The 14823-nt window shown below is 48.8% G+C and carries 12 protein-coding genes, 2 tRNA genes and 1 pseudogene; 5 read left to right on the top strand and 10 right to left on the bottom strand.

From position 1 onward, the window contains the following. The first annotated feature begins 92 nt into the window (after positions 1-92). On the top strand, positions 93-857 hold the full coding sequence (locus tag LBQ00_09585) for a hypothetical protein (protein MDR2019088.1): 765 nt from the start codon (positions 93-95) through the stop codon (positions 855-857). Positions 858-1986: 1129 nt separating this feature from the next. Here the strand turns inward: LBQ00_09585 and LBQ00_09580 are convergent. The 10 genes and pseudogenes from LBQ00_09580 to LBQ00_09535 form a co-directional block, all read right to left on the bottom strand. Then, a pseudogene (locus LBQ00_09580) lies at positions 1987-3173 on the bottom strand (MFS transporter). Positions 3174-3736: 563 nt separating this feature from the next. Next, entirely contained in the window at positions 3737-4591 is an 855-nt protein-coding gene (locus tag LBQ00_09575; GenBank protein ID MDR2019087.1) for a glycosyltransferase family 2 protein, read from the bottom strand. 130 nt (positions 4592-4721) lie between these two features. Then, positions 4722-4799 (bottom strand) — tRNA-Asp (locus LBQ00_09570). A gap of 6 nt (positions 4800-4805) precedes the next feature. After that, positions 4806-4880, bottom strand: a tRNA-Val gene (locus LBQ00_09565). 48 nt (positions 4881-4928) lie between these two features. Continuing rightward, positions 4929-6182: an ATP-dependent Clp protease ATP-binding subunit ClpX gene (gene clpX / locus LBQ00_09560; protein ID MDR2019086.1), complete on the bottom strand. Its 1254-nt coding sequence runs from the start codon at positions 6180-6182 to the stop codon at positions 4929-4931. A 2-nt stretch (positions 6183-6184) separates the two neighbouring features. Next, positions 6185-6769 carry an ATP-dependent Clp endopeptidase proteolytic subunit ClpP gene (clpP, locus tag LBQ00_09555; protein MDR2019085.1) on the bottom strand — a complete coding sequence of 195 codons (585 nt, stop codon included), beginning with the start codon at positions 6767-6769 and terminating at the stop codon, positions 6185-6187. Then, positions 6766-8046, bottom strand: a complete 1281-nt coding sequence (gene tig, locus LBQ00_09550) for a trigger factor (GenBank protein MDR2019084.1) — start codon at positions 8044-8046, stop codon at positions 6766-6768. The genes clpP and tig overlap by 4 nt, the downstream gene beginning before the upstream one ends. A gap of 827 nt (positions 8047-8873) precedes the next feature. Then, entirely contained in the window at positions 8874-9653 is a 780-nt protein-coding gene (locus LBQ00_09545) for an acyl-CoA dehydratase activase (protein ID MDR2019083.1), read from the bottom strand. A gap of 31 nt (positions 9654-9684) precedes the next feature. After that, complete coding sequence (locus LBQ00_09540) at positions 9685-9900, bottom strand: biotin/lipoyl-binding protein (GenBank protein ID MDR2019082.1); 216 nt, start codon at positions 9898-9900, stop codon at positions 9685-9687. A gap of 27 nt (positions 9901-9927) precedes the next feature. Further along, positions 9928-11085: an acyl-CoA dehydrogenase family protein gene (locus LBQ00_09535; GenBank protein ID MDR2019081.1), complete on the bottom strand. Its 1158-nt coding sequence runs from the start codon at positions 11083-11085 to the stop codon at positions 9928-9930. A gap of 160 nt (positions 11086-11245) precedes the next feature. On the opposite strand from LBQ00_09535, the gene LBQ00_09530 reads away from it, so the two are divergent. The 4 genes from LBQ00_09530 to LBQ00_09515 all read left to right on the top strand — a co-directional run bounded on the left by LBQ00_09530 (position 11246) and on the right by LBQ00_09515 (position 14637). Then, positions 11246-11491: a hypothetical protein gene (locus LBQ00_09530; GenBank protein ID MDR2019080.1), complete on the top strand. Its 246-nt coding sequence runs from the start codon at positions 11246-11248 to the stop codon at positions 11489-11491. 105 nt (positions 11492-11596) lie between these two features. Then, positions 11597-12460 carry a 3-hydroxybutyryl-CoA dehydrogenase gene (locus tag LBQ00_09525; GenBank protein MDR2019079.1) on the top strand — a complete coding sequence of 288 codons (864 nt, stop codon included), beginning with the start codon at positions 11597-11599 and terminating at the stop codon, positions 12458-12460. 29 nt (positions 12461-12489) lie between these two features. Beyond that, positions 12490-13272, top strand: a complete 783-nt coding sequence (locus tag LBQ00_09520) for an enoyl-CoA hydratase/isomerase family protein (protein ID MDR2019078.1) — start codon at positions 12490-12492, stop codon at positions 13270-13272. A gap of 150 nt (positions 13273-13422) precedes the next feature. Continuing rightward, entirely contained in the window at positions 13423-14637 is a 1215-nt protein-coding gene (locus LBQ00_09515; protein MDR2019077.1) for a thiolase family protein, read from the top strand. Positions 14638-14823 lie beyond the last annotated feature (186 nt).

Raw genomic sequence — 14823 nt, 5'->3', positions numbered from 1 at the left:
ACATTTTTGACCGCAAGGCACGTATTTTGCTATACTTTTTGTTAGGGCATCAAACATGGAAGTCGGCGTTCATCTGCCCTAGAGGTAAATAAATGAAGAGATACGTTTTTGTCGGATTGGTTTTAGCGGCGGCTTTATGCCTCATTTTTCCTTACGTGAGCGACGCGAGAGGCGGTGGAGGCCGTGGAGGATTCGGAGGTCATGGCGGTGGAGGTCATGGAGGATTCAGCGGATCCCATGGATTCGGCGGATCACGGGGAAGCTTTTTCGGTGGCAGTCACGCGCCAATGGTTCCGAACCGGTCTTTCGGCTTGAGCCGCGGCGCAGTCAATCCAGGGTTCCACACGCCGGGAACCGCTTATCGCCCGTATCATCCAAGCATCCGTCCGTACAATCCCGGGTGGAACGCTCGTTCGCATAACTTGGGTTATTGGCGAGGTTATGGATATTGGTACGGGCACGGTTATCGGCCGTATTGGCGTGGCTATAATTCCTTTTGGTGGGGATATCCCGCTAAACGGCCTTATTATCCCTGGTGGAGCAGCCCATTGTGGTGGGGACCAGCGTATTATCCTTACTGGGCGCCGTACGGCTATTATGGAGACTGGGCTTATTCGGGGGGAATAGCCTTGGGGAGCACGGAACCAGATTACGATCTGGTAGCTCCTTCTGGTACCTATTTGGACCAATCCCAGACGTTGAACCCATCCTTCGGCACATCGGGAGAGCCTTTCGGAGAAAGCCAGGGCTATAATGATGAAAAAGCCCCTCCGGGGCAGTGGATTGAGGTCCACGGTCAATGGGTCGATGGCAAGTGGGTTCCTTCGCACAAGGTCTGGGTACCGCAGAACCAGTAGCATCGGTTCCTCCCCCACGTAGCGTCCGACAAATAAAACATCTTGTAAAAATGTGGAGAGCTTCGTCTGAGCCGGAGGCTCTCCGCAAATTAGCTTTTCTATAGTTCACGGGAAAATACAGTGCCGTGCGGAAAAGGGTTGAATTTTCCATTTACGGGCGTTAAGACACTGGTCATGCGGGAAAAAAGACGTGTAGAATGGTTTTTATTGTAGAACATGGCCCTCAAAGATCGCAGGGATAACATCCTCAGGCAACAAAGATCGCATAGTCAATCCTGAAACAAAATGTCACCAACTTTTTAATCAAATTTCCAAAATATTTACATTTGGACAACCTTCATTCCGAAACATATGTTTGGCTTTATCATCATAGTTTCCCTGTTTGTCAGGCGGAAATGGACTTTAATCCCGTATGTGGCCTTGTCGATACACTTCAACAAGGTCAGTCTGTCCGGCTTTCGTGGTTGTGATAGTGTTTTTTGAGTATTTCATTTCTGACATACAAACTCCCCTTAGAATACACAAGACCCCGTTCAAGACGGTAGTGTATAAAACCATTCAGCCTCCCCGAATGGGGTATAACAGCATAGCATCCATGCTGATGTACAGGCTCAAAAACTTGCTAAATGTCAACACTTCGGTATTTGAAATAGATACTATTCTGCCGTGTTTTTTCCGTCAAGAAAGCTGTTGAATCTTCGCTGTATTTTACCTTTGGAGATTCAATCTGCAACGGGCAACTCTTTTCGGCGTATTTCTGCGCCGCAACTGCGGCAACTTCGCGCCCTGCGGGGGGGGTCTGTCAAAAATGTACTGACATCGTCGGTCAAGCAGCGCGGGAGCTAAAGTAAGGCTCGGACGCCCAAAGAAGCGGGCAAAATACGGGCTGGGGGGGGCAGTCATGGTGTAGGTTGACCATAGAACTTTTCGGCGATATGCTGTTGAGATAAACGGTCAGTGTAGCAGGCTTGGAGAGCTTTTCAGAGATCATAAACTCACTCCAACCGAAGCAGCGGATTACGTTTCTGGCCGCAGATTACAAGACAAGGAATTCAAGGTACATCAAGTACGTGATGACGATCTCGCGGAAGGATGGGTGCAGCGATCATGAACTCATTCGCAACGCTCGTCACCGGAGGTCATCAGGTATCCGGATGATACCCATCCTGGCATAGATGGGCCGGACGAGTTTCTGTATCGCCGGGAGGCGGACGTAAAAGAAAAACCCTGCGGCGAGGCATGTCACGCCGCTAATGACAAGGGTATTCGGAGCGCCGATCCTACCTGCGATAAGCCCGGCGAGAAGATTTTCAAAAGGTGTCATTCCCATGAATGCCATCGCCAGAAAGCCCATGACTCTACCCCTCATCTCTTCATGAACGATGGTTTGGAGGATCGTGTTACATGAGATGGTCTGCAGCGTCACACTGAAACCCACGGCGAATATGAGGAAGACGGACATAACGAGATAGCGGAACATGGAGAAAGCAATAAGGCTTATCCCAAACATGAATGCTGCGATCACGACCAACCCTGCCGAGACCGCGTACTGTTCGCCTGGATGCAAGATAGAGAGCTCCCGTAAGAGCTCCTCCTGCCTGCGCAGCTCCCATGAGGCATCCTAAAGTGCCCGATCCACCATGAAGTATGTCTTTTGCGAAGACAGGCAGAAGCACCTGGTACGACAAACTCATGAGCACGAGAAAAAGCAGGATATACCGAATGGGAAGAAACCCCGACGCATACCTGTATCCCTCTCTGAAACCGTGAAGGACTGCGCCTTGGGCTTCACTTTCTTTTTTAGCGGCATTTTCATTCGAAGAAGAGCTGCGATGACCGCAAGGAAACTGAATCCGTTCAGAAGAAAGCATGTACCTTCGCCCGTAATCCCGATCAAAACCCCGGCGATGGAAGGGCCCACAAGCCTGGCGCCGTTGAACATGAACGAGTTGAGGGAAATGGCGTTCTTGAGGTTTTTTCTGTTACCCACGACTTCCACCACAAAGGACTGTCTGATCGGCATGTCGAAAGCGTTCATGCACCCAAGAAATATGCTGAGCAGTGCAATATGCCAAATGAACACGTAATGAGTAAAGGTAAAGACTGCAAAGAGAAAAGCCTGTATCATGGACAGCATTTGGATAAATATGAGGAGGTGGCGACGGTCATATCTGTCGGCAAGAACCCTGCAAAAGATGAGAAAAGAAATATGGGGATATGGCCGGTGAAACCGATGAGACCGAGGTAAAACGGAGACCCGGTGAGGCTATAGATGAGCCAGCTCATAGCGATTTGTTGCATCCAGGTGCCAAACAGGGAGATGTCCTGGCCAACGAAAAAAGCCGATAATTCTTAAGTCTGAAGGCGCGGGCTGCAAATTTCAGCCCTGATTGAGTGCGTGGCGTATCGTGTGTCATTTCCCATATTATAGGGGCAGGACCGTCACAAGTTAAAATGGGGGCCTGTCTTAACCCTCACTGGAACTAAACTTGATTGAACGTTTCTGGGGCTGGCTCAAGTCTCGGCTGCGTAGTATCTTGCATCTATTCGATTCATTTGACGCGGTGAATATACACGCGGAAGGCAATTGAGCCGATTCATCCTTGTTGTCTTCGATATCTTCATTCTGCGGCCTGCACGCCTGCGCGGATGGTCTGATGGAGTCAGGCTTCACACCTGTGACGTGCTGAAGACGCTCATCGTCGAGAATCTTTCGCGTAAACTTTATGTAATGCCATAGGTAGGATTGCTATTTGAATAGGTCCGACAGTGGAACCAGGCGAGGCACAGAGACTTTGACGGGCGCCGGCGTCAGTTGCCCCCAAGCAACTGGTGACCTATAGTCTCCGGGAAGTGGAGACTGACGCCCAAGCCTCCCGTCACATGAATTGATCCGGGAGCGAAAGGTAGTGTGCCACCTCTTCGCGTTTATCTCTTTTTTTCGCTCCCATTGCGTAAATACGGCATTTATTGCACAGTTCCCGAAGGGCCAAGCCGCGCATCCCGCGAGAAAGGGTTTCGGACTTCAATAACTTGACAAGACTTTCGATTCTGAATCGATCCATTGCCTCGTATTTTCTGGAAAGCTGATCCGCGTGACCACCCGTCTTCACGATAAGCGGTTTTTCAATGAAAAGGACCGGATATCGGCACGATATTCTGAGCCAGAGGTCATAATCCTCGCATACGGCCAGGTTTTCGTCGAAAAGACCTGAGGAATCAAGAACATCCCTCTTTATCACCACCGAGGAGGGGCTTATGATGCAGAGCGGCAGGCACTGCTCAAATATCCATCCCGTATATTTTCTGTGCCTCAACTTCTGGTTGACTCTTTTCCCGTTTCTGATCCAGATCTCATCGGTGTACGAGACCTTGAATCCCTCCATATCCATTAACTTCATCTGTACGGAAAGTTTGCCCTTGAGCCACAAATCATCCACGTCGAGAAAAGCGAGGAAGTCCCCCTTTGATGCCTTTATGCCTGCATTCCGCGCACTGCTTATCCCCCCGTTCTCTTTATACAGATAAGAAACCGGCAACCCCTGGACCTCCTCAGCGGAATCGTCCGTCGAGCCATCGTCGACCACGATTATTTCCTTTTCGGGATAGTCCTGAGAGAGAGTGGAAAGAACCGCTTGTTTGAGATAGGATTTTCTGTTGTAAGTAGTGACTATTATCGAAACGAGCGCCACGCCATCATCTATTCCTTGATGAATATTATCGGATCCATTCATTCTCCGTCCGCTGCCTATGAGGCTATTGTTCGCGGGGTAAACGGTCTTACCCGCTCCTTCACGGGGAGGCTACAATAATTAAAGAATCAGGGGGTTAGGATTTCCTAACCCCCTGTGTTCAAGTCATAAATGGCGGGGTCGACGAGAATTGAACTCGCGGCCTCCGGCGTGACAGGCCGGCGTTATAACCAAGCTTAACTACGACCCCGTAAAATGGTAGGCGGAACAGGTTTTGAACCTGTGACCCCCGGCTTGTAAGGCCGATGCTCTCCCGCTGAGCTACCCGCCCATTGTTCGGTAATTATATATAACAACTTCTGAACTAAATGTCAACGTTTCACGCAATCTCAGCTTCCTCTTCGTAAATCATTATCGGCCTTTCATGACTCACAACGACATCCTCGTTTACCACGCACTCCTTCACGTTGGAGAGCGTCGGGATCTCGTACATGATGTCGAGCATGATTTTCTCCAAGATGGATCGTAAACCCCTGGCGCCTGTCTTCTTTTTCGTAGCTTCTCTGGCAATGCCCCGGAGGGCGCCTTCGGTAAAGGTGAGCTTCACGTTTTCCAGCTCAAAGAGTTTCTTGTACTGCTTCGAGATTGCGTTTTTCGGCCTCTTCAATATCTCCACGAGGTTGTCTTCGCTCAGTTCGTCAAGGGTCGCGATGATGGGCAACCTTCCGATAAACTCCGGGATAAGCCCGTATTTCAAAAGGTCTTCGGGCTGGATTTCTCTCATCAGCTCAAAATACTTCTTGTCCCTTCCGCCCTCAATCTCGGCCCCGAAACCCAACCCCTTCTTGCCAATACGCCCTGCAACGATGGAGTCCATACTGTTGAAAGCCCCTCCGCATATGAAGAGAATGTTCGTGGTATCCACCTTGATGTAGTCCTGTTGGGGGTGTTTTCTCCCACCCTTCGGTGGCACATTGGCGACTGTTCCCTCTATTATTTTGAGAAGGGCCTGCTGGACGCCTTCGCCCGATACATCTCTCGTAATTGAGGGACTGTCCGTTTTTTTCGAGATCTTGTCGATCTCATCAATATATACGATACCTCTCTCCGCTTTTTCGATGTTGTAATCCGCCGCCTGGAGAAGGTAAAGGATTATATTCTCAACATCCTCGCCCACATATCCGGCCTCGGTGAGGGTCGTCGCATCTGCTATGGTGAAGGGTACATGGAGTACCTTCGCCAGAGTCTGGGCTAAGAGTGTCTTTCCTGAACCGGTGGGTCCGATCATGAGAATGTTACTTTTCTGGATATCAATGTCGTCGAAGTTGCCCTTTGCCTCAATCCGCTTGTAGTGATTATAGACGGCGACGGCGAGAATCTTTTTCGCGTAGTCCTGACCTATTACGTACTCATCAAGGAGTTTTCTGATCTCATGGGGCTTAGGTATGGATGTCTTGATGTAATCAAACCTTTCTTTTTTTGCCTCATCCTGTATGATCTCGTTGCAGAGTTCAATACACTCGTTGCAAATATAAACCATCGGGCCCGCAATCAATTTCTTAACTTCGTCCTGACTTTTACCGCAAAAAGAACAATGCAATTTCACCGTCCTCCCGTTATTTTTCTTGATCATTGTCATTTTCTTTTCTCCACGATCTCATCTATAATACCATATTCTACTGCTTGGATGGCGGTCATGTAGAAATCTCTCTCGGTATCAAGCACGATCCTGTCGTTGGGCTGTCCGGTGTGATGCGAAAGGATGCTGTTTAACTCTTCCCGCGTCCGAAGTATCTCTTTTGCCTGGATACCTATGTCCGTCGCCTGCCCCTGGGCGCCCCCTAAAGGCTGGTGTATAAGTATCTTTGAATGAGGCAACGCGTAGCGCTTTCCTTTTTCTCCAGCTCCTAGGAGCACTGCCGCCATGCTTGCTGCCTGGCCTATGCACATGGTGATTACGGGGGACTTTATATATTGCATTGTATCATAAATGGCCAACCCACTGGTAATGTAACCGCCAGGACTATTTATATACAACGAGATCTCTCTTGCGGGATCTTCGGACTCAAGAAAGAGCATCTGAGCGATTACGATGTTGGCCACGTTGTCATCAATGGTTGAGCCAAGAAATACTATCCTTTCTTTCAGCAGTTTTGAGTAAATATCGTAAGCACGCTCTCCTCTGCCGTCTTTCTCGATTACTATTGGCACGAGGTTCATTGCTTCTCCTTTACCACCGCGTGGCTTCGAATCAGTTCCACGGTCTTTTCTTCCATAATGCCCTGCCTCAGGCCTCCCATGAGATCGTATTGCCTGTAAAAATCATAGACCTCGGAATATGGACGCTTCGCGTCCTCCGCAAATTTTTTTATCTTCTCGGTAACCTCGTCCTCGCTTACCGTTATCTCCTCTTTTTCGGCGATCTTCACGAATATCATCTCCGCTTTGATCCGTTCCTCCGTTCTCGGGCCGAACTCCTTTCTCAAGTTTTCGTCGAGCGCCCTGTCTTCTTCCGCACTGGTCTGCCCCTGGCCCCTGAAGCGTGATTTTGCTTCTTCCACCATGGCCGTCGTTCGCTTCTCAAGATATCTCTCTGGTACGGGTATATCTACACGCGAGACGAGCGCTCTGGTGATTTGCTGGTGAACGTTCCGGTTTTCTCCGACTTCCTTTTCCTTCTCCATCTCTTTCGTGATGGCCACTCTCATCGCTTCCATGCTGTCGAAAGAAAGGTCCTTTGCGAACTCATCGTTCAGATCAGGCAGTCTCTTCTCTCTTATTTCCTTTACCGTAACATGGAATACTACTGTTTTCGATGCGATGCTGGTGTCTGGATAGTCGTCCGGGAAGTCGATCGTTACGTCTTTTTCCTCGCCAGCCTTCATTCCAATAAGCGCTGTCTCAAAATCGGCAAGCAAAGTGGTGGTCCCCAGTTCAAGAGGATATCCCTCGGTCGCGATGTCCTTCTCCGGTTTGCCGTCCACATATCCCTGATATTTTATAATGAGAAAGTCTCCTTTTGCAGCCGCAGAATCCTCTTCTCTCATATGCATTTCCGCATGCATGTTCCTGATGCCGTCCAGCCGTCCATTCAACTCTTCATCGGTCACAGCAATCTTCGCGACCTCAATCTCAATGCCCTTGTACTCGGGAACCTCAAACTCGGGTTGCACCTCGCATTCAAGAGTGTATCCCCGCTGCCCGTCGCTCTCAATGAAATCCGCGAAAGGTTCTGTAACCGGCGATATCGCCGCCGTGGAAAGAGCCTCGGGCATGGTCGTTTGGACCATCCTCTTCTTCAACTCCTCATCGACGTAATCCTTGTAATAAGCGGCAATGATTGATTTCGGGGTCTTCCCCGGTCTGAAGCCCCTTATCTTTGCCTGCTTTTTAAGTTCGTCATAGATCTCGTTCTCCAATTCCTTTACCATTTCTTCTGGAAGAATAACCTCTACTTTCTTCCTTACCTGATCAATATTCGTGACTTCGACTTTCATAAACATTCCTCCAGAAAACTATACGAGCGGACCGTTCTGCGTCCATCCTTATGGGTGCTAATTTCTTTTAATATAACCTCAACTTCGCAAATTATCAAGACTTTCCCCTCCCCTACTCTTTTTTCCTTCCATCACCTCTCCCTGACCGCCTATTCCAAATATCCCTTTTACAGCAGACCGCAAGGAGACTCTCTCTCATTTCGTCTATATATGGCATGTCATGCGCCCCTCTAAAGGGTAGGGTCTCTTGCCGCTTATATATCCCCCGAAAGCCCACATGACGTTATGGATAAGAAGTTCCGAATTGCCTTCTTTCTTCGAGGCTGATAATTTCCCTTATCTTTAAACGCCATAGCTAGCGGCAGGCCTCTTTTAGAGAAGCTTCCAGAGACTGAGGTTTTTGTGGGAACCCTCCTTATTCTACGAAAATTTCTCCGTAAAAGGCCACGCCTCTTCTTGAGAGATGAGTCCCGTGAAACCCTTCCGGGACTCCACCGATGAGACTCCGTACTATTTACGCGCTTTTAACTGGTAAGGCCGAGATAAAAGGAATGGGGAAGACTATCCAGGATTCTTTTCCTGATATCAGTCAGAGAGGGAGGTCTCAGTGGGCGATATAATTGACTTACCATCGCTGACGATTGAGGCGGAGCGGAATATAACCGTTATGAATCTGAGTAATTGCACCAAAATTGTACGGAGAACCTCTTGAGGCCGGTTGTCAGAAAAAATAAAAAATCGCCCTGAAAATTTTACATCGGTGACGTTAAAGACAATAAAAAAAGGGCCGGGACAACAAGCCCGGCCCTTTGTGAGACCAATATTCGTCAGGCGATCTTTTCAAGGGCAAGAACAGCCGCACCCAGAGCACCTACTATCTGAGGTTCCGCATAAATATTGAGGGGTGCACCAAGTGCGTTTTCAAGGGCCTTCGCCACCCCGGAATTTTTGGCTACACCGCCTGCCATAACAACTTCTTTTTCGATGCCGCCTGCCCTGTTGATCAACCCCATTGTTCTGTCTGCGATAGCCTTATGGATTCCGTAGAGAATATCCTCCAGTTCCTCGCCTTCACTCACCAGGGAAATGACTTCCGATTCTGCAAAAACGGTACATATACTGCTGATGGTCAGTTTCTTCCTGTGGCTCAACGAGAGCGGACCAACTTTGTTCAAATCCACATTGAGGGCCTTCGCCATGACCTCAATAAATCTTCCTGTGCCTGCGGCACATTTGTCATTCATTTCAAACTCAACCACACGGCCGCTTTGATCAACCTTTATCACTTTCGTATCCTGTCCGCCAATATCTATAATTGTCTTCGCATCGGGGAACAGAAAATTAACGCCTTTCGCAATGCACGTGATTTCGGTTACCGCCTGTTGGGCAAAAATCGCCCGTTTCCTTCCACATCCCGTTGACACAATATAAGACAACTCGGACATGGTCTTGCCAGGTTCAGTAAGGACTCCCTGGAGGGCACTCTCAGCCGTTTTTTTAGAATCTGCTCCGGTCTGAAGTATGTTGTATCCAACGATACCTTTCTCCCGATCAAAGAGGAGCGCCTCCGTTGTAATGGAGCCTATATCAATGCCTGCGACTAGCATGTTGCAATTCCTTATACTACCCTACCTACCTCTAAGCTAAGGTAATAATTACCGTGTCAGCCTCGACTTCCTGACCTGCCGAAACCAATATCTCTTTTACTGTTCCTGCTGCAGGCGCCACAATAGGCATCTCCATCTTCATTGCCTCGAGGGTTGCTACGGGATCGTCTTCCTGGACTTTGTCACCGACTTTCACAAGAACATTCATTATCTTTCCAACCATTGGGACTGTTACGTCTGCTGCCATATGAACCTCCTTAGAATTGTTTGCGTTTTATGCCTTTCTGTAACCCAGTGCGAACTGGGCGATGATCATCTTCTGAACATTCGATGTACCTTCAACAATCTGGTAAGACTTCGCGTCTCTCAAGTATCTCTCTACCGGGTACTCTGAAGAGAATCCATAGGAGCCGAATATCTTGACCGCTTCGCCTGCGCAGAAGTTCGCCGATTCCGCAGCATAGTATTTCGCCATGGATGTCTCAAGGGTGTTGCTGATGCCCTGATCTTTCTGCCATGCAGCTCTGTAAACAAGCAATTTTGCAGCGTCGTGTTCCACTGACATCCTACCGATCTGCTCCTGGATCATCTGGAACTGTCCGATAGGCTGGCCGAACTGCTCTCTTTCGTTTGCATACTTGCAGGCTTCATCAATACAGGCCTGTGCCACGCCTACAGCCCTTGCAGCAGAACTCAATCTCGTAAAATTGAGCATAGTCATACAGATGTTAAAGCCTTGTCCGAGTTTGCCTACGAGAGCGCTCTTGGGAATCTTCGCTTCCTCGAAAAAGATTTCACCTGTAGGTGCGCAATGAAGCCCAAGTTTCGTGGTAATAGCTCTCTGGACAACACCGGGGGTATTGAAATCAATAAAGAAAGCGGACATGCCTTTGTGCTTTGCAGCCTTGTCAGTCATCGCATAGATCACGCCACAACCGCAATAAGGAACACCTGAAATCCACGTCTTGGAGCCGTTCAGGATATACCCGTCATCAACTTCCGTTGCCGTGGTCTTCATGCTGGCGACATCGGAGCCGGAGTTAGGCTCGGTAATACCGAAGCAACCGCCAACCTCACCGGAGATCAATCCAGGAAGATATCTTTCCTTCAGCTCTTCGCTTCCAAACTGGAGAAGGACGTTCTGGGGTCCATTCATCTGAAGATTGAAAGGAAGTCCCCATGACGGACTTACTCTTGCGAATTCGGAAGCCATCAGAGTAGCTGCCATGTTCCCTTCTTCAAGTCCAAGTCCGCCGTACTGCTCGGGGGCGATGCACGCGAACATACCCTGGCTGCCCATCTTTTTCAACATTTCAGGACGATATTTGTGCTCTTTTTCGTCCTCTTCCACAGTTGGCTTAATATTCTTTACTGCAAAATCATATGCCATTTTGCGCATTGATTCCAATTCGTCGGACCATTTAAAATCCATAATATTCCTCCAAGTTTAATTAAGAATGTGAAACTATTAACAAAGAATCTTATCAAAGCGATTTTTCCGTGTCAAGTAATTTCTGTCTCTTCGGGAAGGTTTTCGTCGCGTCGGTCAGGGAAATTGGACCCCGTTTCATACCGTACGAACGGCGGCGGTCGTGCCAGAAAGCCTTACCGACGTAGGGACGGAGGGCCAAAACGGCGGCGGTCTGGACATGACCGGCGTTATGAGTTTATCGGTCCGTAATTTTGTATTGAGCGGAGTCATGCCCTTGGCGGAATGCTATGCTGCAGAATCGGCGAACTTCTACGCAGGTGAAGCGGTCAAGATCTTCGTTTGGAAAGGCCCGGCAAGGGAGGTAGAGCCGAGGCTGAGCATTAATTTTTCTCCTGAATGTACTTGATTATTCCAGAAGGCTTGGTGTATAAAATAAAAGCTCATAGTTTCTTTTTGATGCGTTATGTGAATTTTTTAATTAACACAAAATAAATCAAACCGGGAGGACTGCATGGAGATTAAAACTATTGGAGTGTTAGGCGCAGGCGTTATGGGGAATGGAATCGCCCAGGTTGCCGCTCAGGCCGGCTTCAATGTCATAATGAGAGACATTGAGGACAGGTTTGTAGAGGGCGGCATCAAGAATATCGACAAGTTTCTTTCAAAGACAGTCGAAAAAGGGAAAATGACCGCCGAGCAGAAAGCCGCCGTCATGGGCAAGATCAAGGGCACTACAAATATTGGTGACATGAAGGATGCGGATTTCATCATTGAAGTTATTATTGAAGTCATGGATGTCAAAAAGAAAGTATTTGCAGAACTTGACGAGATAGTGAAACCAGAGGTCATTCTTTCTTCTAACACCTCTTCCATGTCGATCACCGAGATCGCAGCCGCCACGAAGAGACCCGACAAAATCGTAGGTATGCACTTTTTTAACCCGGTTCCTCTCATGAAACTTGTGGAGGTTATCAGGGGTGTAAGAACGAGCGACGAAACAACAGCCACGACAATCGCGCTTTCGAAGAAAGTCGGCAAAGAACCCGTTGAAGTTAAAGTGGATGTTCCGGGTTTTCTCGCCAATAGACTCATGATGGCAAACGCGGTAGAAGCAATCAAACTGTTTGAGCAGGGCATTGCCACCAAAGAAGATATCGATAAGGCAGCGAAACTCGGCCTCAACTACCCGATGGGCCCGTTTGAGCTTATGGACCTAACCGGCATTGACATCAATCTCCATGTCTTGGATTATTTCTATAAAGAGCTTCCGAAAGAGAATAAATGGGATGCCCCTCTTGCCATCAAGAACCAAGTAAGGGCCGGTCTGCTCGGAAGAAAAACCGGTAAAGGATGGTACGATTACTCGAAGAAATAAAATAAGAGTGATTGAGGGAGGAACACAAGATGGGCTATGAGACGCTGATAGTTGAAAAAGAAGACAATCTTGCGATCATCAAATTAAACAGACCGCCTGTAAATCCCCTGAGCGTCAAGTCTTACCTAGAGCTCTATGATGCGGTCTGTGAACTTGATAATGATGCAGGAGTGGGGGCGATCATCATAACGGGCAATGGCGACAAGGCTTTTGCCGCAGGACTTGATGTAAAAGACGTCATGGGGAAGTCAGCGGTGGAGACCCTTGATTTTCTCTGGACAGGCCCAAGAAAAACGTTTGATAAGCTGACGAGTATTGAGAAACCGACAATAGCTGCCGTTTTCGGCCTTGCCTTAGGCGGTGGTTGTGAAGTGGCAATCTGTTGTGATTTCAGGATTGCCTCCGATGACGCTATCTTTGGTTTACCGGAGATCAATCTTGGAATAATGCCTGGGTCAGGAGCCACACAAAGGCTTCCCAGACTCATCGGGGTGGCCCGCGCAAAGGATATGCTGCTCACGGGCGACAACATAAACGCGGAGGAGGCCTATCGTTTCGGTCTCGTAAGCAAAGTGGTTCCGAAAGACAAGCTGATGGATGAAGCGAAAGCCTTAGGCAAGAAACTGGCGGCAAAACCGAAAGTCAGCCTTGGGCTCATAAAAAAATGTATTGACAGCGGACTCAATATGGATCTCGGATCAGGATTGACTATGGAGATGGATTGCTTTTCTATCGCGTTTACTTCCGAGGACGGCCGGGAAGGAGTGAACGCTTTTGCCGAGAAAAGAAAGCCTGTTTACAAGGGTAAGTAGCTAAATACACCACCTGTCTGAGAGTCCCTGGTTGGAGAGAGGTACGGGACGGCAGTTTCGAGGCTGGACGGTGCAAAGAAAGATAATTAATGGATCTTCGAAACATGCATCAAGATCCGAATAAAACAAAATTTACGAGGAGGTTATAATATGAACACTTTTTCAAAAGCCTATATCCCTTATGGTGGATATTACTCTACCCCCTTTACCCGCTGGCAGGGGAGCATGCAGAATGAGAACGCGATCGAATTGGGCGGAAAGACAGCAAGAAGATGGTTTCTGGAGAAAAAGAAAATAGATCCAGCGGTTCTTGATTACCTGTATTTCGGCATCACCATTCATCAGCTCCACCTCTTCTACAGCCATAACTGGGCAGCAGGCATACTGACGGACAACAAGAAGAACCTGCCCGGCCTCATGATTAACCAGGCGTGCAGCACCTCTACGACGATTCTCAACCTCGCCGCTCTGTCCATTGAGCAGGGCGCGTATGAGGTAGGCTTCGGTCTTATGGCCGACCGCACTTCGAACGGCGCTCATACTGTATGGCCGAACCCCATGGGCCCCGGTGGAGAAGTAATCCACGAGAACTGGCTGATGGATAATTTCAATTCCGATCCCAATGTCGTACCGCCCCTAAAGATGGTAGAGACCGCTGAGGGCGTGGCCAAGCTGGAAGGGTTTACGAAAGAACAATGTGATGCCGTCGTTTTGAGACGCTACGAGCAGTATCAGATGGCGTTGGCCAACGACCGCGAGTTCCAGAAGAAATATATGTTCCCTGCGGAAGTAAAGCTCTCCAAGAAGAAAACCCGTCTCGTGGAGTTGGATGAAGGCGCAACACCGACGACAGCCGAAGGTCTGGCCAAACTGGGTCCTGCGGAAAAGGGAGGAGTACATAGCTTTGCGGCACAGACATTCCCTGCAGACGGCAACTGCGGATTCATAATCGCTACAAAAGAAAAAGCGAAACAACTGAGCGCCGATCCGAGCATCGAAATCCAGATCATATCTTACGGTTTTTCAAGGGTCAATCCTGGCTTTATGGCTGCGGCTCCCGTACCTGCTTCCGAGATGGCTCTCGCCAATGCGGGTTTGAAGATCACGGATATGAAGACCATAAAGAGCCACAACCCGTTCTCGACGAACGACCTCAACTTTGCAAAGAAGTTCAATATTGATGTCAATATGATGAACAACTATGGAAGCTCCCTGATCTACGGTCATCCTCAGGCTCCCACAGCCGGCAGAATTATTGCCGAGATGATCGAAGAAACCGTGTTGCTGGGCGGCGGATACTGCCTTTTCACCGGTTGCGCTGCTGGCGATACCGGCGCCTCCCTAATTTTGAAGGTCGGCAAGTAAGAAAGAGCTTTCTTAAGTGGTCTGTCAGGGCCGCTCCCGTACGGGGGCGGCCCTTTTTGTGTGTACCAGAGAAACTCCGGGAACGCGACATAGGCAGAACCCCCCCCGCTTCATGCGCCGGAAAGGATATAAATGACCTTCCGTATAAAAATTGGATGGCAGATACTGTACAACCGGCTTGGAGCA

The sequence above is a fragment of the Syntrophobacterales bacterium genome, assembly GCA_031274925.1.
In the GTDB taxonomy this organism is placed as follows: Bacteria; Desulfobacterota; Syntrophorhabdia; order Syntrophorhabdales; family Syntrophorhabdaceae; genus PNOM01.
This window is presented reverse-complemented; position numbering and strand designations above follow the sequence as displayed.

What these genes read in the sequence shown, in the direction of transcription:
- LBQ00_09515 (MDR2019077.1), top strand. Translation starts at nt 13,423, where the DNA reads ATGAACACTTTTTCAAAAGCCTATATCCCTTATGGTGGATATTACTCT.
- clpP (MDR2019085.1), bottom strand. Translation starts at nt 6,769, where the DNA reads ATGAACCTCGTGCCAATAGTAATCGAGAAAGACGGCAGAGGAGAGCGT.
- LBQ00_09575 (MDR2019087.1), bottom strand. Translation starts at nt 4,591, where the DNA reads ATGAATGGATCCGATAATATTCATCAAGGAATAGATGATGGCGTGGCG.
- LBQ00_09520 (MDR2019078.1), top strand. Translation starts at nt 12,490, where the DNA reads ATGGGCTATGAGACGCTGATAGTTGAAAAAGAAGACAATCTTGCGATC.
- LBQ00_09535 (MDR2019081.1), bottom strand. Translation starts at nt 11,085, where the DNA reads ATGGATTTTAAATGGTCCGACGAATTGGAATCAATGCGCAAAATGGCA.
- clpX (MDR2019086.1), bottom strand. Translation starts at nt 6,182, where the DNA reads ATGATCAAGAAAAATAACGGGAGGACGGTGAAATTGCATTGTTCTTTT.
- LBQ00_09585 (MDR2019088.1), top strand. Translation starts at nt 93, where the DNA reads ATGAAGAGATACGTTTTTGTCGGATTGGTTTTAGCGGCGGCTTTATGC.
- LBQ00_09545 (MDR2019083.1), bottom strand. Translation starts at nt 9,653, where the DNA reads ATGCTAGTCGCAGGCATTGATATAGGCTCCATTACAACGGAGGCGCTC.
- tig (MDR2019084.1), bottom strand. Translation starts at nt 8,046, where the DNA reads ATGAAAGTCGAAGTCACGAATATTGATCAGGTAAGGAAGAAAGTAGAG.
- LBQ00_09525 (MDR2019079.1), top strand. Translation starts at nt 11,597, where the DNA reads ATGGAGATTAAAACTATTGGAGTGTTAGGCGCAGGCGTTATGGGGAAT.
- LBQ00_09540 (MDR2019082.1), bottom strand. Translation starts at nt 9,900, where the DNA reads ATGGCAGCAGACGTAACAGTCCCAATGGTTGGAAAGATAATGAATGTT.